The sequence below is a fragment of the Pseudoduganella sp. GCM10020061 genome, from assembly GCF_042683405.1.
Lineage (GTDB): Bacteria > Pseudomonadota > Gammaproteobacteria > Burkholderiales > Burkholderiaceae_D > Telluria.
Genome location: NZ_JBHUJS010000006.1, coordinates 1 through 20,287 on the forward strand (window position 1 = coordinate 1; position 20,287 = coordinate 20,287).

The window sequence follows — 20,287 nt, forward strand, 5'->3', positions numbered from 1 at the left end:
CTGACCCACAGGCTCGCAGCCTTAAGCACCATCGGTGTGACTCTGCCCGACCGGAAAAACAGCAGAAGTATCTGCCGAATTGCAGGCGGTATCAATATACGAGGCACCAGGGGGAAAGCAGGCCTGACCCCCGGTTTGAGAAAAATCAAGGGGCGAGGGACTCGATGTTGTCGATGAGGATGTCGGCGAGCCGCTGCATGGCCTGCGCGCTGCCCCAGGCGCAATGGGGTGTCAGGATAAAGTTGGGCTGGCGCAATTGCAGCAGCGGGTTGTCGGGCGAGGGTGGCTCGGCGCTGAGGACGTCGAAGCCTGCGCCGCCGATGCGGCCGTCACGGAGGGCGCCGGCGAGGGCGGCTTCGTCGACCAGGCCGCCGCGGGCGGTGTTGATCAGGAGTGCGTCGGGCTTCATCAGCGAGAGCTGGCCGGCGCCGATCTTGTGGCGCGTGTCCGGTGTCAGTGGGGCGTGCAGGGTGACGATGTCGGACTGGCGCAGCAGCTCGTCGAGCGCAAGCTGTTCGACGCTGTCGTCCGCCACCGGGGAGCGGGAGGTGACGATGACGCGCATGCCGAAGGCGCGGGCCAGGCGCGCGACCGCCTGGCCCAGCGCGCCGAAGCCGACGATGCCCAGCGTGCTGCCGGCAAGGTCGCGGATCGGGTGGTCCAGCAGGCAGAAGCGGTTCGACTGCTCCCACCGGCCGGCTTCGACGTCGGCACGGTAGGCGAGCAGGTTGCGCCGCAAGGCCAGGATCAGCATGAAGCAGTGTTCGGGGACGGTCTCCACGGCGTAGTCGCGCACGTTGGCCACGGCAATGCCGCGTGCGCGCGCGGCGTCGACGTCGACGTTATCCGTGCCGGTTGCGGCCACCGCGATGAGCCTGAGGCCGGGCAGTTGGGCAACGTCCGCGTCCCGCACCGGCACCTTGTTGGTGATGCAAATGGTGGCGCCGCGCAGGCGCTCGACCACTTCGCCCGGTGCGGTGGCGGCGTAGTCGGTCCAGGTATGCGGGAACGAGGGCGAGCGGATATTCGCGTCCAGGCTGGCGCGGTCGAGGAAGACGATTTTGTGCATGCGGAATCATAACCCGGCGGCCCGCCGCGCCCGCGCAGAGGCACGGTGCGTTGGCGCACAGTCCAGTTATCCGCCGCGCCATAGAGTTTCCCCATCTCCCCCGAACCGGTACTGCCATGCCTACGCCAAGCGATCACCTCAAGCTGTACAAAGCCAAGCGCAATTTCGCGATCACCAGCGAGCCCGAGGAGGGCGGAACGGAGTCGCTCGACGAACTGACCTTCGTGATCCAGAAGCACTGGGCCTCGCGCCTCCACTACGATTTCCGCCTGGAGCTGGACGGGACGATGAAGAGCTGGGCGGTGCCGAAGGGGCCCAGCTACGATTCGCACGATAAGCGCATGGCCGTGCATGTGGAGGACCATCCGATTTCGTATTCCAGTTTCGAGGGCACGATCCCCGAGAAGCAGTACGGCGCGGGCAAGGTGATCATCTGGGACAAGGGCACCTGGCATCCGGTCGGTGATCCGCACGAGGGCTACCGCAAGGGCAACCTCAAGTTCGAGATGCGCGGCCACAAGATGCACGGGCGCTGGGTGCTGGTGCGTATGAAGGGCAAGGGCGAGAGACAGGAGCCGTGGCTGCTGATCAAGGAGAAGGACGATTTCACGCGCCCGGCGGCCGAGTATTCGGTGGTCGATGAGATGCCCGACAGCGTCGCCGCGCTGCCGATGCCCGGCGAGATGGGCAAGAAAAAGCGCGCTGCAAAAACTGCGAAAGTTGCGAAGCCGGCCGACGGCGCAGCGACGAGGGTCGCGGCAAAAAGCGCATCCTCTGCCACCGCCAAGCCCGCCGCCAAGGCCACCGCGAAGAAGGCCGCACCTGCGGCCACCGCTGTGAAATCGGCGCGCAAGAAGGCAGCGATGCCGGGTGATGCGGTCAAGGCCGACTTGCCCGCGACGATGAATCCGGAGCTGGCGACGCTTGTCGACAAGCCGCCATCGTCGGCGGAGGACTGGGTCTTCGAGATCAAGTTCGACGGCTACCGCCTGCTGGCGCGCGTCGAGGGAAAAGAGGTCCGCCTGTTCACCCGCAACGGCAACGACTGGACGCGCAAGATGATGCAGCTGCACGATGCGATCGTTGCCGCCAAGCTGCCGGACGGCTTCTACGACGGCGAGATCGTGGTCCACGACGAGAACGGCCGGCCCGACTTCGGCAAGCTGCAGATGGCGTTCGACGGTTCCAACACCGCGCACATCGTCTTCTTCATCTTCGACGCGCCTTACCTGAACGGCTATGACCTGCGCCAGGTGCCGCTGGTCGAGCGCCGCGAGGTGCTGCGCGCCGTGCTGGAAAAAGCGGGGTCGGACCGGCTGCGCTTCTCCGACGAGTTCGGGACCGACCCGGCGCAGATCCTGGAGGCGGCGTGCAAGATGGGCCTGGAAGGCATTATCGGCAAGAAGCGCGATTCGCTTTACGTGGAGCGCCGCTCGCCGGACTGGATCAAGCTCAAATGCCAGCTGCGCCAGGAGTTCGTCATCGCCGGCTACACCGATCCGCAGGGCGCGCGCACGGGCATCGGTTCGCTGCTGCTGGGCGTGTACGACAAGGACGGCCAGCTGCAGTACGCAGGCAATGTGGGCACCGGCTTCAACGAGAAGACCCTGCGCGACATCTACAAGAAGCTGTCGGCGCTGGAGACCGACGAAAGCCCGTTCCCGCCCAAGACGGTGGCAGGCCGCAAGCACCATTGGGTCAAGCCGAAGCTGGTCGCGGAGGTAAGTTTCGCGGAGTGGACCAAGACCGGGTCGGTGCGGCATGCGGTATTCCAGGGCCTGCGCGAGGACAAGCAGGCCAAGGGAGTCGGGCGCGAGCTGCCCAAGCACATGGAGGAGGTTGCGCAGGAGAGCGCCGCCCCGGGGACACCGCCGCCCACCAACCTGCCGCCCAGCATCAAGGTCACCAACCCGGAACGGCTGATCGACGCGACGTCGGGCGCGACCAAGATCGACCTGATCCGCTACTACGCGCTGGTCGGGCCGCTGATGATGGAGCATCTCAAGGGCCGTCCGCTGTCGCTGGTGCGCGCGCCGGCCGGCGTCGGCGGGGAGCTGTTCTTCCAGAAGCACGCGGATGTGACCAAGCTGCCCGGAGTGAAGCAGATGCCGCAGGAGCTGGACCCGGACCACCCGCCGATGCTTCACGTGACCAGCGTGGAGGGCATCCTGGCCGCCGCGCAGTGGAACGTGGTGGAGTTCCACACGCAGAACGCGCTGTGCAGGTCGTACGAGAAGCCGAACCGGATCGTGTTCGACCTCGACCCCGGCGAAGGCGTGGACTGGAAGGCGATCCAGGAAGCGGCCCAGCTGGTGCATGCCTTCCTCGACCAGCTCGGGCTGCCCTCGTTCCTCAAGACCAGCGGCGGCAAGGGACTGCACGTGGTGGTGCCGGTCAAGCCGCAGTACGACTGGGATACGGTAAAGGATTTTTCGCAGGCGGTGGTGCAGCACCTGGCGAAGACGCTGCCGGACCGGTTTGCGTTCAAGAGCGGGCCCAAGAACCGCGTGGGCAAGATCTTCATCGACTACCTGCGCAACGGGCGCGGTGCGACCACGGCGGGCGCATGGTCGGCGCGCGTGCGGCCGGGGCTGGGGATTTCGGTGCCGATCGCGTGGGAAGAGCTGGGCTCGGTGAGATCCGGCGACCAGTGGAACATCCAGAACGCGCACACGCGGCTGGACAAGGGCAACGAGCCGTGGGCGGACTATGCCGGCAGCGCGAAGACCCTGACCGCCGCCATGAAGTCCCTCGGCCTGAAATAGGGACAGTCCCCCGCCGCCCGCCGCGTTAGCGGTGCGCTTCGTGTTCGTTCTTGAGGATGCCGCGCACGTTCAGCGCCATCAGCCCGACCTGCAGCAGGACCAGCGCCCACGCTTCGTCCGACCAGCCCCAGGCGATCCACATCAGGTTCGACAGCACCATCATCCAGAACCCGAACATGCGCCGCTCCGGCCGGCCGGAGGCGAGCCAGTAAGCGCCGAACAGGGTGACGGCCATCGCTGGCCATTGAAGCAGGTCGATGTATTCGCTCATCCAGTCACGCCGTCTTCTTGGCCTTGGACGGCACCTTGGCGCTGGTGCGCGACACGGCCTTCGGCTTGGCGGCGGCCGCGGCGCGCTGCCGGGGCGCGGCAGCCTTCGCCGCAGTGCTGCGCGGCGCGCTGGCGCGCTTTTTCGGCGCCGGTGCGGCTTCCTCTTCCTCTTCTTCCTCTTCCGGCTCGTCGTTGGCCGCCTTGCGCGACGAACCCTTGGCCGGCTTGGCGCCCGGCTTGGCGCCAATACTCTGCTGCAGCAGCGCGACCAGGTCGATGACGTTGCCGGCCGCCGGCTTTTCGCGCTCCTTGCCCGGCATGGTGATGGTCTTCGTTTCGTTGTGCGCGATCTTTTCCTCGACCAGCGCGAGCACGTCTTCGCGGTAGGTGTCGTGGTACTGATCCGGCTTCCATTCCTCGCTCATGCCTTCCACCAGCGCGAGCGCCATCTTCAGTTCCTTGTCCGAGATGGCGGCGTTCTTCTCGCCCTTCTTGGGAATCTTGAGTTCGTCGGCAGGACGGATTTCGTCGGCGTAGCGCAGCGTCTCCATCACGATCACGTCGCCCACGCACACGAGCGCGGCCAGGTGCTGCTTGACGCGGATGACGACGTTGGCAATGCCGATCTTGCCGGCCGAGCGCAAGGTCTCGCGCAGCAGCGCATACACCTTGTCGCCACCCTTGCCGGGCGCGAGATAGTAGGGCTGGTTGTGGTACAGCAGCGGCACCTCGTCGGCGTTGACGAAGGCGAGGATGTCGATGGTCTGGGTCGCCTCGACATTCGCGCGCTTCAGGTCCTCGTCCGACAGCACCACGTATTCGCCGCTGGTGTACTCGTAGCCCTTGACGATGTTCTCCCACGCGACTTCGGCCTGCGTGCTCTTGTTGTAGCGCTTGAAGCCGATCGGCGAGAAGTCGCGTTTGTCGAGCATGGTCAGGTCGAGCGAGCTCTCGCGCGTGGCCGGGTACATTTCGACAGGGATGTGCACCAGTCCGAAACTGATGGCGCCTTTCCATAAACTTCTTGCCATGATGGGCTTCTCCTTGGATTACTCGCCGACCGATCCGGTGATCGGCAAGACGATTCCCGTGATGTAGCTGGAACACACCGGCGAGGCCAGGAACACGTAGGCCGGCGACAGTTCTTCCGGTTGCGCGGGCCGCTTCATGGTGGTGTCGCCGCCGAAGGACTCGATGCCTTCGGTCTTGTCGGCCGGGTTGAGCGGTGTCCAGACGGGACCCGGCGCCACAGCGTTGACGCGGATGCCCTGTTCGATCAGGTTGGCCGCCAGCGACATCGTGAACGCGTGGATCGCGCCCTTGGTGCTCGAATAGTCGAGCAGCCTGGCGTTGCCCTTGAGGCCCGTGACCGAGCCGGTATTGATGATCGATGCGCCCCGTTTCAGGTGCGGCAGCGCGGCCTTCGCCATGTGGAAGTAGCCGTAGATGTTGGTGCGGAAGGTCTCGTCGAGGCGGTCTTCGGTCAGGTCCAGCAGCGAGCTGGCGTGTTCCTGGAAGGCGGCATTGTTGACGAGGATGTCGAGCTTGCCGAATGCTTTGAGCGTCTGCGCGACTGCGTCCTGGCAGAATTCCACGTCCTTGACGTCGCCCGCCAGCGTGATGCAGCGGCGGCCCTCGGCCTCGACCGCGCGCCGCGTCTCGTCGGCGTCTTCGTGTTCATTCAGGTAGACGATCGCTACATCCGCGCCTTCGCGCGCGTACAGCACCGCGACGGCGCGGCCGATGCCGGAGTCGCCGCCGGTGACGATCGCCGACATGCCTTCCAGCTTGCCGCTGCCCTTGTATTGTTCGGCCATGTAGCGCGGCTTGAGCTGCATCTCCGCTTCGATGCCCGGCTTGACGAGATGGGGCTGTTCCAGCGGTGGCTCGGGCTGCTTCACTTCGCTGGTCTGGACTGCCTTGTCGCTTTTCTCCTGCTTGCCTTCGCTGAAATCCTTCTGGTCCTGGCGGCTCTGGATCGCGCGCTGCTTATTGGCGGCGTCTTCCACCTGATTGTTTCCGGCACGCTGTTCGTTTCGTGTCATCGCATTCTCCTTCGTCTGTCCGGTGAGTTTCCGCGCGCGTCGTATGTATGACAGTGCGCTCGCACACATATGCGCCGCCCTTTCCCCGTTCTATGGCAAACTAGAAATTAAGTTGCTGAAAAAATATTTCCTTGGAGAAAGTCATGGCGGATCAGCTCGCTCCTGGAATGCGTCCGGTGGGCGCGTTCCTCAGTCCCTCGCGGGAGCGGCGGCAGCAGTTCCAGCAGGCCTGCGGCGAACACTTCTCGCGCCTGTTCATGGCGCCGGACCTGGAGGCGGCGGAAACCGCGATCGTGAAGCATGCCGTCGACCAGCTCATCATGGACCTTGAATTTTTCGACCGGCCGTCCGAGCTGGAAGCGCTGGGCCGCATCGTCACGCTCCGGCGCGGTGCGCCCGTGGTGGCGGTGGTGCCTTACCGGCAGGCGGGCTGGATCGAGGCGCTGCGCGCGTTCGGCCCGGTCGATTACGTAATCGCGCCGGTCGCGAACGATGCGCTGGCCGCTGCGGTGGCGAAGCCGCCCGCCGTGGCATTGTCCGGCGCCGCGCTGCGCCAGCTGCTCGCGGTGCGCGCGCGCATGGAGCAGGCGGTGAGCACCGGCGGAGACGGCAGGCAGGTGTCGCAGAACGTGTGCGAAGCGCTGCTGGCGTTTCCCGGCGTGGCACACGTCAGCATGTTCGAACTGCGGACGGACGGCGAACTGCGCGTCGCCGCACAGGCGGGCGAGGCGGGGATGTCGCTGCAGCCCATCCTCGGCCGGACCACGATGCTGCAGCAGCAGCCTGAGGGCCGCGCCTTCCCTGGCGTGCTGTCGGCTCTGACCGGCGAGGTCACGCTGCTGGACGTGCCCGAAAAATCGGGCGATGCGGAGCTGGCCGGGAGCCTGCACGCGCAGGCGGTGCGCATGGTGGCGGCGTTCCCGCTGCCTGGCGCGGATGGCAGCGTGCGCGGGTCCTTGTGCGTGATGTTCAATCGCGAGCGCGTGCTCTCGCATGACGATTTCGCGACTTTCGCCAGCCTGTCTGCGCTGGCCGGCGTGGCCCTGCGCATCGCGGAGCTCGAGCGCGAATGCGCGCAGCTCGGATCGCGCATGGCGCACCTGGAAGCGACCGACTACCTGACAGGCGTGCCGAACCGGCGCAGCGGCGAACAGCTGCTCGACCACGAGATCCGGCGCGCGATGCGCTACCAGGCGCCGCTGGCCGTGGCTGCGCTCGATATCGACCAGTTCGCGGCGCTGAATGAACGTTTCGGTACGGCCTGCGGCGACCTCGCGCTGCGCACGCTTGCGGACATCGTGGGCGGGCTGCTGCGCGGCTCGGACATGCTGGTCCGGAGCGGCGGCGACCTGTTCCATGTGATCGCGCCCCACACCAACGCGAAAGAGTGCCTGGCGCTGGCGGAGAAGATCCGCGCCGCGGTCGCGGCGTTCGACTTCCCCGGCTGCGACCATGTCACCCTGAGCATCGGCATCGCCGCCCTGCAGCCGGAGGAATCGGCCGACCAGCTGATGCTGCGTGCGAATGGCGCACTGGCGCGTGCCAAGCGCGCCGGCCGCAACCTGGTCGAACTGGCGTAGAAGACAGTCCCGCAAACTGCGCTCGCCCCGTTGGCGATGCCGCGTGGTAACCTTGCGTTTTTGACTTCGGACGGGCAGATGCTGCACTGGCTGCGACACTACCGCCGCGACTGGCTGGCGGGCGACATCGGCGCCGGCGTCGTGGTGGCGATGATGATGATCCCCCAGGGCCTGGCGTATGCGCTGGTCGCAGGCTTGCCGCCGGTGACCGGCCTGTACGCCAGCATCGTCCCTGCCATCTGCTATGCGCTGATCGGCACCAGCATGACCCAGTCGGTCGGCCCGATGGCGATCGTCTCGCTGATGACCGCCTCCGCGCTCGCGCCGCTGGCCGCGCAGGGCTCCGGCCTGTACGGCGTGTTGGCAGGGCAGCTGGCCTTCATGGTCGGCACCGTGCTGCTGCTGTGCGGGCTGCTGCGCGTGGGCTTCCTCGCCAACTTCTTCTCGCGCCCGGTCATGAGCGGCTTCACGACCGGCGCGACCATCCTGATCGCGTGGGGCCAGCTGCCGGCGCTGTTCGGCGCCGCGCTTCCCGGTTTGCACTGGCCCTCGGCCATGCTCGGCGTCGGTGCGCTGGTGCTGCTGGTCGTCCTGCGTTCGGGGATGGCGCCGGCGCTGGTGCGGATGGGGGTGCTGCCGTCGCGCGCGGCCGTCGCGGCCAAGCTCGCGCCCATGTTCGTCCTGCTGGGCGGAATGCTGCTGGTGGAGCTGGCCGGCCTGCGCGAACTCGGCGTCGCAACCGCGGGCGACGTCCCGGGCGGCCTGCCGGGCCTGAACCTGGCGACATCGCACAGCCACTGGGGCGCGCTGTTGCAGCCCGCGCTGCTGATCGCATTCATCGTTTTCCTGGTCAGCATGTCGGGCGCGCAGGTGCTGGCGCAAAAGCGCCAGGAAAAACTCGACAGCAACCGCGAGCTGCTTGCGCTGGGCGCGGCCAATGTGGGCAGCGCGCTGTCGGGCGGTTTCCCGGTGACCGGCAGCCTGTCGCGCTCCGCCGTCAATTTCGCGGCCGGCGCGGCGACGCCGCTGGCCAGCACGCTGAGCGCGGTCCTGATCGCTGCCGCGCTGGTGGCGCCCACGGGCTGGCTGTCGCTGCTGCCGCTGCCGGTGCTCGCGGCCACCATCATTGTCGCGGTGGTCCAGCTGATGGAGTTCGATACGCTGCGCACGGCCTGGCGCTACGACCGCAGCGACGCGCTGGCGCTCCTGGCGACGCTGGCCGGCGTGCTGGCGGCAGGCATCCAGGAGGGCGTGGTGATCGGGGTTGTGCTGTCGATGGGAACGCTGATCTGGCGCGCAAGCCGCCCGCACATCGCGGTGCTGGGCCGCATTGCCGGCACCGAGCATTTCCGCAATATCGAGCGCTACCCGGCCGAGACGGTGCCCGGCCTGCTGATCATGCGCATCGACGCCAACCTGTTCTTTGGGAACGTGGAAGCGGTCAGCGCGCGGATGGAGGAGGAAATCGCCAGCCGCCCCGGCACCCGTGACCTGGTGCTGGTGATGTCGGCGGTGAACAGCATCGACACCACCGCGCTGCTGGGACTGGCCGAGTGGAACGAGACGCTGGACCGGCGCGGCATCCGCCTGCATCTGGCCGAAGTGAAGGGACCGGTGATGGACCGCCTCAAGACCAGCGACGTCGGCTCGCGCCTGACCGGGAACATCTACCTCAGCACCGCCATGGCGTCGGACGAACTGGCGCGGGGCTGATCAGCGCGCCGCGGTACCCAGCCTGCGCATCATCTCCAGGCCGTTGCCTACGGCGACCTGTCCTGCCGTATTGTCGAAGATGCACCACGCCCGGCCCACGGTGCGCGCGTGCGCCTGCATCGCCTCCGCCAGCTGCGCCAGGTACGCGTCCGGATAGGACGAGTAGTAGATGCGCGGCGAACCATGCAGCCGCACATAGTAGGCATCCGTGGTCGGCACATGCACGCTCACGCCCTTGGCGGGAGGGTCGGCGGTGACGCGGGTGACGCCGCGCTGCGCCAGCAGGGCGGTGGCTTCGTCGCCGAACCAGCTGACGTGGCGCGCCTCCAGCGCGATTGCGCACGGCAGGTGCGCCTGTGCGGATTCGATGAACTGCGCGGCGAGCGTGGCATCGAATTCCAGCTTCGGCGGCAGTTGCACCAATACCCATTCCAGCTTGTCCTGCAGCGCGCCTGCCTGTTCGGCGAAGCGGGCCAGCTCCTCGTCCGCGCCGGCCAGGCGCTTGTCGTGCGTGACCGTGCGCGGCATCTTCACCGAAAAGCGGAAGCCGTCCGGCGTCGACGCGGCCCAGCGCGCGTAGGTCTGCGCCTTGTGCTCGCGGTAGAACGAGGAATTGATCTCGGCCGCCGTGAACACGGCGGCGTAGCGTTCGAGGTGGCTGCCTTCGGCAGGGAAGGCGGGGGCATCGTGGCGCGACAGGCTCCATCCTGCGCAGCCGACGCGGCATCGTTCGGTCCAAGGGGCGCTCATGCAAACGAGCTTATTGCATGCACCGGTGCGCGGTCGCACGGATGGGCCAAAGGGAATGTCCAGCCGCGGGTTTCCGAGTCCGTCAGGCAGGCCCTTTTTGGCGGAATCGCACCTTTTATGGCGGATTCCGCCACCCGGCGTCGACCGGGATCAGGCGTGGCGGCGCTCTTCGAGCGGCGCGCGCGGCGGCGCCAGCTGGATCGGCGCTTCGTTCTCGGGATGCAGGCCGTGGTGGCCTTCGTAGACCTTGCGGATCGCGGCCATGTCGCGCTGCTGGTCGCCGGTCAGGTCCACGTAGTCGACCACGCCCACTTCCTTGTTCGGGAAATCCAGGTACACCACCAGCAGCGGCACTTTTGCGGCAACCGCGAGATGATAGAAGCCGCTGCGCCAGTTCGGCGCGTAGCTGCGCGTGCCTTCCGGCGCCAGCGCGACCCAGAACCACTCATGGGACTTCATCGTCTCGACCAGGCGCTGCGTGGCGCCGGTCGACGAGCGGCGCTCGACCGCGACCGCACCCCAGCTGCGCAGGATCGGGCCGATGGTCTTGCCGGCGATGCCGGAAAACAGTGCTTCCTTTGCGAGCCAGCGGAACGGCAGGCCGACGGCCCAGCGCGCGAGCAGGCCCACGACCACGTCCCAATTGGAGGTGTGCGGGTAGACCACCGCCACGCCGTAGGGGCCGGGCAGGGGCTTGAACCGTACATTCCAGCCGATCATGTTCAGGATACGCAGCGACACCCGCTGGCCCAGGCGCGGCAGCTCGGCGGGACGCAGGATATGGGTCTTCTCGTTCATATACTTGCGATGAGGAAATAGTCGGGCATTATAGCCCCGCTGCCGGCGCAGCCCCAAGCCTTGCCGGAATGGCCACCGTGCGGTATGTTGCGCGGATGACGACGACCATCTACCACAACCCACGCTGCAGCAATTCGCGCGGCGCGCTGGAGCTGATCCGCGAGGCCGGCATCGAGCCTGCGATCATCGATTACCTTGCCCATCCGCCGACCAAGGAGGAACTGCGCGGCCTGATCGGGCGTGCCGGGCTGGCGGTGCGCGATGCGGTCCGCACCAAGGAGCCTGTCTACGCCGAACTTGGCCTCGACAGCGCCACCGACGAGGTCCTGCTCGACGCCATGGTGGCGCATCCGGCCCTGATCAACCGCCCCTTCGTGGTGACGCAGCATGGCGTGCGGCTGTGCCGTCCGCCCGGCCTCGTGCGCGAAATTCTTCCATAAGGGGCAGTTCATGCCGTGGCTGATCCTGCTGGTCGCCGGCCTGCTCGAAGTCGTCTGGGCGGTCGGACTCAAATACACCGAAGGCTTTACCAAGCTAGTTCCATCGGCCATCACCCTGGTTGCGATGGCCGCGAGCGTGCTCCTGCTCGGAATCGCCATGCGCAATCTGCCGCTGGGTACCGCCTATGCGGTATGGACGGGCATTGGCACTGTCGGCACCGCGATCGTGGGCATGCTGCTGCTGGGGGAACCGGCGGGCGCGCTGCGGCTTGGCTGCATCGCCCTGATCGTGCTGGGCATCGTGGGACTCAAACTCGTCACGCCGGGCTGACGCCATGCACGCCATCTCGATCATCGACTCGCATACTGGAGGCGAGCCAACCCGCCTCGTGATCGCGGGAGGCCCCGACCTGGGCGGCGGGCCGCTGGCCGGGCGGGTGGCGCGGTTCCGCAGCGAGCATGACCGCTTCCGCAGCGCCGTCGTGTGCGAGCCGCGCGGCTCGGACGTGCTGGTCGGCGCGCTGCTGTGCGAGCCGTTCGCGCCGGATTGCGTGGCCGGGATCATCTTCTTCAATAACGTGGGCTACCTGGGCATGTGCGGGCACGGCATGATCGGCGTGGTGGCCTCGCTTGCCTTCCTCGGCCGCATCGGGCCGGGGCGGCACCGGATCGATACGCCCGCAGGGGTAGTGGAAGCGCTGCTGCATGCGGACGGCAGCGTCACCATCGACAACGTGCCCGCGCGACGCACGCAGCACGGCGTCCAGGTGAGCGTCGACGGATACGGCACGGTGACCGGCGACGTCGCCTGGGGCGGCAACTGGTTCTTCCTTGCGCATGCGCCGGAGGGGATGCGGCTGGACGTGTCGAATGCGGAGGCGCTGACGGCTTACACCAGCGCCATCGGCCGCGCCTTGCAGCGCGCAGGCATCACGGGCGAGGGCGGGGCGCTGATCGACCATGTCGAGATCTTCGCGAACACGCCGACGGCGGACAGCCGCAACTTTGTGCTCTGTCCGGGCAAGGCTTACGACCGTTCGCCTTGCGGGACGGGCACCAGTGCGAAAGTGGCTTGCCTGGCGGCGGACGGACTGCTGGCCGAAGGCGCCGTGTGGAGGCAGGAAAGCATCATCGGCAGCGTGTTCGAGGCCTGGTACCGGCGCGATGGCGATGCGGTCCTGCCGAGTATCCGGGGACGCGCGTGGGTCAATGCGCGCGCGGAGCTGATCGTGCAGGACGGCGATCCCTTCGCGTACGGCATCTGAGAGGTCATCGCTGCGAATGCGTCATCCCAGGCTTAGCCGGGACCGTGCGGCTCAGGTGTCCATGTACTTGTCGAAGTGGCGGTTCACCTGTGCGAGGTAATACCACTCGTGGTTGGCCTTGGCGTTCGTGTCCGGGAACAGGATCAGCGCGTCGAATTCCGCCACCACCGGCGTGCCGTCCGCGCGCACGCCGATCTGCTCGCCCTTGGCCACCTTGTCGAAACTGGACCAGGTGCGCGAGAAGGTGTCGCCATCGGCCAGCTTGTCATGCACCTCCACCATCGACAGCGCTTCCATGTCCTCCAGCGGGATCGGGTCCGGCGACGGCGCGTCGATCACGCCCAGGAACGCCAGCGTGTTCATGATGGCGCGGTATGCAACCTCCGGCGCCTGCGGGTCCTGGTGCTGCCCGCACTCGAGCGTCAGCGCATAGCCTCCGGTGGAACGCATGTATTCGGTGGTGCCGACGCCATAGCGCAGTTGCAGGCTCAGTTCCTCGCTGCCGCCCTTGTTGCGGCGCTTGACCCCCTGGCCGTAGGTGCGCAGCCAGCCGTCCACGAAGCGCTTGACGCCCAGGCGGCGCGCCAGTGCGCGTTCCTTCTCGGCGTGGCGGAATGGCTCCAGCAGGCCGCCGTTGTTGCGCGGCCCGACCATGACGAACGGCTGGCTCTGCGCGTTGAACGAGTGGAGGTCGAGCAGCACCTCGTGCCGTTCCAGCAGGGGGCACAGCCAGTTCGCGACATGGTCCTCGAAATCCTGCGGCGCCTCGTTCGGGAACAGGTTGCGGTTCAGGTTGCGGTCGCCGCCGCGCTGGCCGAGTTCATAGGCCTTGGTATTGACGACCGGGACGAAGGTGACGCTGCCGGCGGCGATGTGCAGCTTGCCAGTGTCGATCTCCTCCATGACCCGGCGGATCGCGGTGGTGCCGCAGGTCTCGTTGCCGTGCACGGCGCCGGTGACGATCAGGCGCACGCCCGGCTTCATCGCGGTGTAGTTGATGGACTTGAACTGGGTCTGGTAGCTGCTGGTCATGCCTGGATTCCTTGTGATGTGGCGCGAGGCCGGTCGCGGCCGCGACCCGATATTCTATCGGATCGGAAGGCCTTGCTGGAACCTGCCGCGTTTGCGTGGCATGATGCGCCATTTCGTCCCTACCGATTCGCATGCATTCCGAACGCATCCACGGCCTCGACACGCTGCGCGCACTCGCCATCGTGCTGGTCATGCTCCAGCATTACGTCCTCTTCGTGAGCAACGAGGACACGTTCGGCTTCATCGGCACGGTGGGCTGGATCGGGGTGGACCTGTTCTTCGCGCTGTCCGGCTACCTGATCGGCAACCAGATCTTCGCCGCCCTCAGGAGCGAGGCCGGCTTCTCGCTGGGACGCTTCTACGCGCGCCGCTTCCTGCGCACGCTGCCCAATTTCTACGTGGTGCTGGCGCTGTACGCGCTGTGGCCTGCGTTCCGCGGCGGCCTGGAGATGCCCGAGCTGTGGCGCTTCCTGACCTTCACCCAGAACATCAACCTGGCGCCGGGCACCGCGTTCTCGCACGCGTGGTCGCTGAATATCGAGGAGCAGTTCTACATGGTGCTGCCGGCGGTGGCGCTGGCGTTCGCCGCAGTGCGTCCGCCCATGTCGCGGGCATGGCTGGCGCTGGCCATGGTGGTCGGCGTTGGCATCGCGGCGCGCTGGATCCTCTGGGAGCAGGTGGTCGACGGGCAGCGCTACGGCATGTACAACTACTATAAATACATCTACTACTCGTCGCTGTGCCGCCTGGACGAGCTGGTGGCGGGCGTCGCGCTGGCGATGCTGCGCAACTACCACCCGGACGCGTGGGCGCGCATCAGCGCGCGCGGCAATGCATCGGGCGCCGCGGGGCTGGGCGTGTGCGCGCTGGCGGTGTGGCTGTTCCTCGCCTCGCCGCGCGGGCTGGGCGTGACCGTGTTCGGATATCCGCTGCTGGCGGTGGGTTTCGGACTGCTGGTGCTGGCCGCGGTGTCGCAGCGTTCCGTGCTGCGGACCTTGCGCGTGCCGGGCGCGGCAAGCCTGGCGCTGTGGTCCTACGCGATCTACCTGATCCACAAGCAGGTGATGATCCTGCTTGGCTCGGTGCTCGCACGCGCGGGCTTTGCGCCGGGCGAATGGCAGGCGGTGGCGGCTTCCTTCGCCGCGAGCGTGATGGCGGGCCTGGCCCTGCACCTGCTGGTGGAGACGCCCTTCATGAAGCTGCGCGAGCGTTACGTGCCGGCGGTCGCGCGGGCCGGCTCAGGCCTCGATGGTCAGCCCGAACGCGCCTGAGGTGCTGTTCAGGTGTTGCAACAGCACTTGGGTGCGCGTGGACAGTTCCTGGCCGGCGGTGGATTCGATCGCACCGCGCAAGCCGGGCCTCGCTTCCGGCGTGTATGGGCTGGCATAGGCATTGATCAGCATGGCCGCAAGGTTCACCGGCTGGCCGCAGGCGCGGCGCATGGTGGACTCGATGATCGCGATCAGCGTCTGCTGCATGCGCGGGGTCGGGTGGGCGATGTGCGCGAACACCGACGGCGTATTGGCGATGGCGTCGCAGATGCGGCGCTCCATCGCGTCGGCCTTCAGGTCGGAAGGGATGTCGAAATAGGCGCGGTTCCAGCGCGTGCGCGGATAGTACTGGCCCGGCGGGAACCGGTCCGCGCTCTCGAAGCCGCATGCGCGGCTGACGCGCGCGAGGAGGTCCTGGATCTTGTAAAGCAGCGGCATGGAAGGGCGGGGACGGCAAAAGGCGCAGCATAGCGCCAATTGCCGGGTTTTCAAAGGCTGAACCGCAAAGTCAGGGCGAATCAGCCGGCGAAGCGGCCAGCGCGGAAGTCTTCCACGGCCCGGATCAGCTCCTCCTGCGTGTTCATCACGAACGGTCCGTGCTGCGCGATCGGTTCGCCCAGCGGGCGCCCCGCGATCAGCAACAGACGGGTCGGGGTGGATGCCGAGATGCGCACGCCGTCTGCGTCCGGCTGGTTGGCCAGGATCGCCATGCGCGTCGCCGCGATGCCTTTGCCTTCCACCACCGCTTCGCCGCGGAACACATAGATGAATGCGTTATGCCCCGCACGCAGCGGCTGCTCGAAACGTGCTCCCGCCGGCAAACCGATATCCAGGTAGACCGGCTCGGTGCCGTCGCGCTGCACTGCGCCGGCCACGCCGTGGCTCGCGCCCGCGATCACCTGCACCGTCACGCCATTTTCCAGCGTGAAGCGCGGGATGTCGCCGGACGGGATGTCGGCGTACCACGGGGCGCGCATCTTGTCCCTGGCGGGCAGGTTGAGCCACAGCTGGAAGCCTTCCATCAGCCCTTCCGTCTGCGCCGGCATCTCCGAGTGGATCACGCCGCGGCCAGCCGTCATCCACTGCACGCCGCCATCCGTGACCACGCCTTCGTTGCCGAAGCTGTCCTTGTGGCGCATGCTCCCGTGCAGCATGTAGGTCACGGTCTCGAAGCCCCGGTGCGGATGCGACGGGAAGCCGGCGATGTAGTCGCCGGCCTTGTCGCTGCCGAACGCATCGAGCATCAGGAAGGGATCGAGGCGGCGTTGCAGCGGACCGGTGAGGACCCGGTTGATCCTGACGCCAGCGCCATCCATAACGAACTGGCCGGCGACCAGGCGCTCGACGGTCCGGCTGCGGACGACGGGGGTGGCGGCGATTTCGGTTTCGGCTTGCGTGTCCATTCCTGTTCTCCCTTGTGTTCCCGGTTACTTACGCTACGGCGAGCGCGATTTCGGCGTTGGCGGCTTCGCGTGCCTTGGCCACCGCTTCTTCACCCATGCCGTGTCCTTCGGAGTAGATGAAGGTGACGTCGGTCATGCCCAGGAAGCCCAGCAGGGTCTTCAGGTGAGGGACCTGGGTGTCGGTCACGGCGCCGCGGTGCATGCCGCCGCGCGACAGCGCAACGTACACCTTCTTGTTCTTCAGCAGGCCTTCCGGGCCCGATGCGGTGTAGCGGAAAGTCACGCCGGCTCGCGCGATTGCGTCGAACCAGCCTTTCAGCTGCACGGTCATGCCGAAATTGTACATAGGCGCGCCCAGCACGATCACGTCGGCAGCCTGCACCTGGGCGATCAGCGCGTCGTCCAGCGCCACGCGCGCAGCCTGCTCCGGCGTGCGGGCGTCGGCCGGCGTGAACAGGGCGCTCAGCGCGTCCTGGTCCAGGACCGGGTGCGGATCGGTGGCCAGGTCGCGGCGCACGACGGTCGCTTCCGGATGGGCGGCGGCCAGTTTGGCGACAATCGCGTCGGCCATGCGGGTGGATTCGGAACCGGTGGCGCGGGCACTGGAATTGATCTGCAAGATGTTCATGGCTTTCCTTGTTGTCTGGTTGCGAGTAACGATGAACACACTGTAACAGTCTCACTTTCAATGCAGAAGCCGTTAAAATGGATAACATTGTTTAACCAGTGGGACAATCATGGACGTGGAACCGAATGACCTGGTGCTGTTCGCGCGCATCGTGGAGGCGGGCAGCCTGAGCAAGGCGGCCGAGCGCATGGACCAGCCGAAATCAACCGTGTCGCGCCGCCTGGCGCAGCTCGAGACGCAGCTGGGCGAACGCCTGCTCCAGCGCACCACGCGCAAGCTGGTGCTGACCGACTTCGGCGCGATCGTGCTGGAGCATGCCCGGGCCGTGGCGCACGAGACCGAGGCGGCGGGCGCGCTGGCCCAGCACCGGCAGGGCGAACCGAGCGGCCGCCTGCGCGTCTCGATGCCGCAGGACTTCGCCAACCTGGGCATGAACGACGTGCTGGGCGAGTACATGGCGCGCTATCCGAAGGTCGCGCTGGAACTGGACCTGTCGCCGCGCCGCGTGGACCTGGTGGCGGAGGGCTTCGACGTCGCGATCCGCATGGGCGACCTGCCGGACGATTCGTCGCTGGCCGCGCGCCGGGTGCTGACCGAGCGCCAGGGCCTGTTCGCATCGCCCGCCTATATCGCGCAGCGCGGACTCCCCGAGCATCCGGACGAGCTGCTGCAGCATGACCTGCTGTGCGTGCTGCGCCGGACCGGCGGCCCGGTGCCGTGGACGCTGCAGCGCGGCAAGACGGTGTGGCAGCGCGAGCTGACCGCGCGCCTGGTGGCCAATTCGCCCGACCTGCTGGCGCGGGTGGCCTGTTCCGGCGTCGGCATCGCGGCGTCCACGTACATGTTCGCGCGCCACCTGGTCGAGAGCGGGGAACTGGTGCGGGTGCTGCCGGAGTGGGAACTGCCGGTGTCGGTCGGCTGGGCGGTGTTCCCGGGCCGCCGGCTGATGCCGGCCAAGACCCGGGCCTTCCTCGACCTGATGGCCGAGCGCTGCTGCGAGGTGGTTTAAGCGGCGGGCTTGACGCCCATTGCCTCGCCGAGGCGGATGGAGCGCTGCGGTCCCCATTCGGGGTTGAAGGAAATGACGCCAGGTTGGAACAGCATGACCACGGTGGAGCCGAGCAGGAAGCGGCCCATTTCCTCGCCCTTGCGCAGCGCCACCTCGCCCGCGGGATAGGTCCATTCGCGCACGTCGCGCGCGCGCGGCGGGTTCACCACGCCGTGCCACACGGTTTCCATGCTGCCGACAATGGTCGCGCCGACCAGCACCATGACAAAGGGACCGTGCTCCTTCGAGTCGAACACGCAGACCACGCGCTCGTTGCGGGCGAACAGGCCAGGAATGCCGCGCGCCGTGGTCGGGTTGACCGAGAACAGGGCGCCCGGCACGTAGATCATGCGGGTGAGCGTGCCGTCGCACGGCATGTGGATGCGGTGGTAGTCCTTGGGGCTCAGGTACAGGTTGGCGAAGCTGCCGTGCTGGAAATGCGCGGCCAGCGTGTCGTCGCCGCCGACCAGCGCGGCGGTGGTGAAGTTGTGGCCCTTGGCCTGGAAGATCTGGTGGTCCTTCACCTCGCCGAACTGGCTGATCGCGCCGTCGACGGGGCAGATGAAGTCCGCGTCCGCGAGCGGGCGTACGCCGTCGCGCAGGGGGCGCGTGAAGAACTCGTTGAAGCTGGCGTAGCTGTGCACATCCGGGTCGAGCGCCTCGTCCATGTTCACGCCGTACTTCTTGACGAACCACTGGATCAGGCGCGTGGTGGAAGCGCCGCCCTTGGCGCCGGCGACGCGGCCGGCGAACTCCGTCAGCGCGCGCTTGGGCAGCAGGTATTGGGGCAGGACTTTGATGCGGTCAGACACGGTAGGAAACCCTCGCTTGCAATCGAGGTCCGATTATAGCGGCAGAGTGCCCTCCTGAGACAGTGTTCGCCGGCCTGGGCCGCCGGATCAGTTGTGCGTGGCTGCGCCGTGCGGATGGCTGCGGAACCAGCGCACCGCAACCCACACCGCGATCGCCTGCAGCGCGGCGCACGCGAAGAAGGTGCCGCCGATGCGCCAGTCGCCCGCGGGCAGGTGGCTGGCCGCGCCGAGCAGGCTGGTGCCCAGCAGCGGCATGACCACGATGCCCGCGCTGGTGATCGACTGCAGGGATCCCATCAATTCGCCCTGTTGGCCGGGCGGCGTGGCCTTCGATATGATGCCCTGCAGCGCCGGGCCGGCCGCGTAGGCCAGCAGGTTGCACAGGATGAAGGCGTACATCATCCAGCCTTGCGTGGCCAGGCCGTACAGCAGGTAGGTGACCGCGCCGGAGACCAGGCCGTAGACTGCCAGCCGCTTCTCGCCGAAACGGCGCAGCAGCATCGCCAGAAGGCCCGCCTGCACCACCGCGGCGGCCAGGCCGACGCAGAACAGCGCAATGCCGTTGTCGCGCGGGGACCAGCCGAAACGGTAGGTGGTGTACAGCACCCAGGTCGTGTGCAGCATGGTCTGGGCAAAGGTCACCAGCGTGTAGACGACCACCAGTTGGCGCACTTCCTGGCGCCGCACCAGCCGCGACAGCGCTGCGAACGGGTTGATGCGGGACACCTCGATGGCGCCCGAGCGCCGCTCCGGGGCGAGCGATTCGGGCACCGCGAAGTAGCCGTAGGCCAGGTTCAGGCCGGACAGGGCGGCAGCCACGTAGAAGGGCAGGCGCATGTCGACTTCGCCCAGCACGCCGCCCAGCATGGGACCGAAAATAAAGCCGAGGCCGAACGCCGCGCCGACCTTGCCGAAACTCTTGGAGCGGTGTTCGTGGCTGGAGATGTCGGACGCGTAGGCCGAGGCCACCGAGATGCTGGCCGAGGACATGCCCCCGACCACGCGACCGATGAAGAGGGCGGCCAGGTTGGGCGCCCAGGCGGTGGCAAGGAAATTGATGCACATGCCCGCCATCGAATACAGCAGGACGGGGCGGCGCCCGATGCGGTCGCTGATGGCGCCAAGCATGGGCATGAACAGGAACTGCATCAGGCCGAAGGCCATGGTCAGCACGCCGAACCACATGGCCTGCTGGTCGCGGCCCTGCACGAACTCGCCGACCAGCACCGGCAGCACCGGGATGATCAGGCCGATGCCGAGCATGTCGATGAACACGCAGACCAGGATGAAGTTCAGGTTGCCCGGACGTGCGAGGGCGGCCGGCGCCGCGGAGGCGCCCGGGTAGCTCGATTTCGGCATGCGGTGACTATTCTTATCGGTGCGGATGCCTATCTTACC

General features: G+C 67.2%; 20 protein-coding genes. 8 read left to right on the forward strand and 12 right to left on the reverse strand.

Annotated elements, in window-relative coordinates; genetic code table 11:
* Window positions 1-145 precede the first annotated feature (145 nt).
* Window positions 146-1,069 (reverse strand): D-2-hydroxyacid dehydrogenase, encoded by a 924-nt coding sequence (locus tag ACFSQR_RS11730; protein WP_377729982.1) that lies wholly within the window; start codon window positions 1,067-1,069, stop codon window positions 146-148.
* 116 nt (window positions 1,070-1,185) lie between these two features.
* On the opposite strand from ACFSQR_RS11730, the gene ligD reads away from it, so the two are divergent.
* Window positions 1,186-3,834: a DNA ligase D gene (ligD, locus tag ACFSQR_RS11735; RefSeq protein WP_377729983.1), complete on the forward strand. Its 2,649-nt coding sequence runs from the start codon at window positions 1,186-1,188 to the stop codon at window positions 3,832-3,834.
* A gap of 25 nt (window positions 3,835-3,859) precedes the next feature.
* Here ligD and ACFSQR_RS11740 read toward each other — a convergent pair whose 3' ends face one another.
* The 3 genes from ACFSQR_RS11740 to ACFSQR_RS11750 are packed head-to-tail and all read right to left on the reverse strand — an operon-like array spanning window position 3,860 to window position 6,149.
* Complete coding sequence (locus ACFSQR_RS11740) at window positions 3,860-4,105, reverse strand: hypothetical protein (protein WP_377729984.1); 246 nt, start codon at window positions 4,103-4,105, stop codon at window positions 3,860-3,862.
* Between the two features lie 4 nt (window positions 4,106-4,109).
* Complete coding sequence (locus tag ACFSQR_RS11745) at window positions 4,110-5,135, reverse strand: Ku protein (RefSeq protein WP_377729985.1); 1,026 nt, start codon at window positions 5,133-5,135, stop codon at window positions 4,110-4,112.
* An 18-nt stretch (window positions 5,136-5,153) separates the two neighbouring features.
* Entirely contained in the window at window positions 5,154-6,149 is a 996-nt protein-coding gene (locus ACFSQR_RS11750) for an SDR family oxidoreductase (protein WP_377729986.1), read from the reverse strand.
* A gap of 143 nt (window positions 6,150-6,292) precedes the next feature.
* Between ACFSQR_RS11750 and ACFSQR_RS11755 the strand changes: the two genes are divergently transcribed.
* Together ACFSQR_RS11755 and ACFSQR_RS11760 are read left to right on the forward strand one after the other, a co-directional pair.
* Window positions 6,293-7,729: a diguanylate cyclase gene (locus tag ACFSQR_RS11755; protein WP_377729987.1), complete on the forward strand. Its 1,437-nt coding sequence runs from the start codon at window positions 6,293-6,295 to the stop codon at window positions 7,727-7,729.
* A gap of 78 nt (window positions 7,730-7,807) precedes the next feature.
* Entirely contained in the window at window positions 7,808-9,442 is a 1,635-nt protein-coding gene (locus ACFSQR_RS11760; RefSeq protein ID WP_377729988.1) for a SulP family inorganic anion transporter, read from the forward strand.
* Here ACFSQR_RS11760 and ACFSQR_RS11765 read toward each other — a convergent pair whose 3' ends face one another.
* Both ACFSQR_RS11765 and ACFSQR_RS11770 read right to left on the reverse strand, forming a co-directional pair.
* The gene (locus tag ACFSQR_RS11765; protein ID WP_377729989.1) at window positions 9,443-10,192 is read right to left on the reverse strand and encodes a DUF72 domain-containing protein; all 750 of its coding nucleotides are present in this window, start codon (window positions 10,190-10,192) and stop codon (window positions 9,443-9,445) included.
* A 150-nt stretch (window positions 10,193-10,342) separates the two neighbouring features.
* Window positions 10,343-10,990 (reverse strand): 1-acyl-sn-glycerol-3-phosphate acyltransferase, encoded by a 648-nt coding sequence (locus ACFSQR_RS11770; RefSeq protein ID WP_377729990.1) that lies wholly within the window; start codon window positions 10,988-10,990, stop codon window positions 10,343-10,345.
* 95 nt (window positions 10,991-11,085) lie between these two features.
* Between ACFSQR_RS11770 and arsC the strand changes: the two genes are divergently transcribed.
* The 3 genes from arsC to ACFSQR_RS11785 are packed head-to-tail and all read left to right on the forward strand — an operon-like array spanning window position 11,086 to window position 12,695.
* A complete protein-coding gene (gene arsC, locus ACFSQR_RS11775; RefSeq protein ID WP_377729991.1) occupies window positions 11,086-11,430 on the forward strand; it encodes an arsenate reductase (glutaredoxin) in 345 nt (114 codons plus the stop codon).
* Between the two features lie 10 nt (window positions 11,431-11,440).
* Window positions 11,441-11,761, forward strand: coding sequence for a quaternary ammonium compound efflux SMR transporter SugE (sugE, locus tag ACFSQR_RS11780; RefSeq protein WP_377729992.1), 321 nt, complete (start codon window positions 11,441-11,443; stop codon window positions 11,759-11,761).
* A gap of 4 nt (window positions 11,762-11,765) precedes the next feature.
* A complete protein-coding gene (locus tag ACFSQR_RS11785) occupies window positions 11,766-12,695 on the forward strand; it encodes a 4-hydroxyproline epimerase (protein ID WP_377729993.1) in 930 nt (309 codons plus the stop codon).
* Between the two features lie 51 nt (window positions 12,696-12,746).
* On the opposite strand, the gene ACFSQR_RS11790 is transcribed toward ACFSQR_RS11785, so the two are convergent.
* Entirely contained in the window at window positions 12,747-13,727 is a 981-nt protein-coding gene (locus ACFSQR_RS11790) for a succinylglutamate desuccinylase/aspartoacylase family protein (protein WP_377729995.1), read from the reverse strand.
* Between the two features lie 131 nt (window positions 13,728-13,858).
* Between ACFSQR_RS11790 and ACFSQR_RS11795 the strand changes: the two genes are divergently transcribed.
* A complete protein-coding gene (locus tag ACFSQR_RS11795) occupies window positions 13,859-14,998 on the forward strand; it encodes an acyltransferase family protein (RefSeq protein ID WP_377729996.1) in 1,140 nt (379 codons plus the stop codon).
* Here the strand turns inward: ACFSQR_RS11795 and ACFSQR_RS11800 are convergent.
* The 3 genes from ACFSQR_RS11800 to ACFSQR_RS11810 form a co-directional block, all read right to left on the reverse strand.
* A complete protein-coding gene (locus ACFSQR_RS11800; RefSeq protein WP_377729997.1) occupies window positions 14,966-15,436 on the reverse strand; it encodes a hypothetical protein in 471 nt (156 codons plus the stop codon). The genes ACFSQR_RS11795 and ACFSQR_RS11800 overlap by 33 nt on opposite strands.
* A gap of 80 nt (window positions 15,437-15,516) precedes the next feature.
* Window positions 15,517-16,401, reverse strand: coding sequence for a pirin family protein (locus ACFSQR_RS11805; RefSeq protein ID WP_377729998.1), 885 nt, complete (start codon window positions 16,399-16,401; stop codon window positions 15,517-15,519).
* A gap of 28 nt (window positions 16,402-16,429) precedes the next feature.
* Window positions 16,430-17,029 (reverse strand): FMN-dependent NADH-azoreductase, encoded by a 600-nt coding sequence (locus ACFSQR_RS11810; RefSeq protein WP_377729999.1) that lies wholly within the window; start codon window positions 17,027-17,029, stop codon window positions 16,430-16,432.
* A gap of 109 nt (window positions 17,030-17,138) precedes the next feature.
* Between ACFSQR_RS11810 and ACFSQR_RS11815 the strand changes: the two genes are divergently transcribed.
* Entirely contained in the window at window positions 17,139-18,038 is a 900-nt protein-coding gene (locus ACFSQR_RS11815; RefSeq protein ID WP_377730000.1) for a LysR family transcriptional regulator, read from the forward strand.
* Here ACFSQR_RS11815 and asd read toward each other — a convergent pair.
* Window positions 18,035-18,889: an archaetidylserine decarboxylase gene (gene asd / locus ACFSQR_RS11820; RefSeq protein ID WP_377730001.1), complete on the reverse strand. Its 855-nt coding sequence runs from the start codon at window positions 18,887-18,889 to the stop codon at window positions 18,035-18,037. The genes ACFSQR_RS11815 and asd overlap by 4 nt on opposite strands.
* Window positions 18,890-18,976: 87 nt before the next feature.
* Complete coding sequence (locus ACFSQR_RS11825; RefSeq protein WP_377730002.1) at window positions 18,977-20,248, reverse strand: TCR/Tet family MFS transporter; 1,272 nt, start codon at window positions 20,246-20,248, stop codon at window positions 18,977-18,979.
* Window positions 20,249-20,287 lie beyond the last annotated feature (39 nt).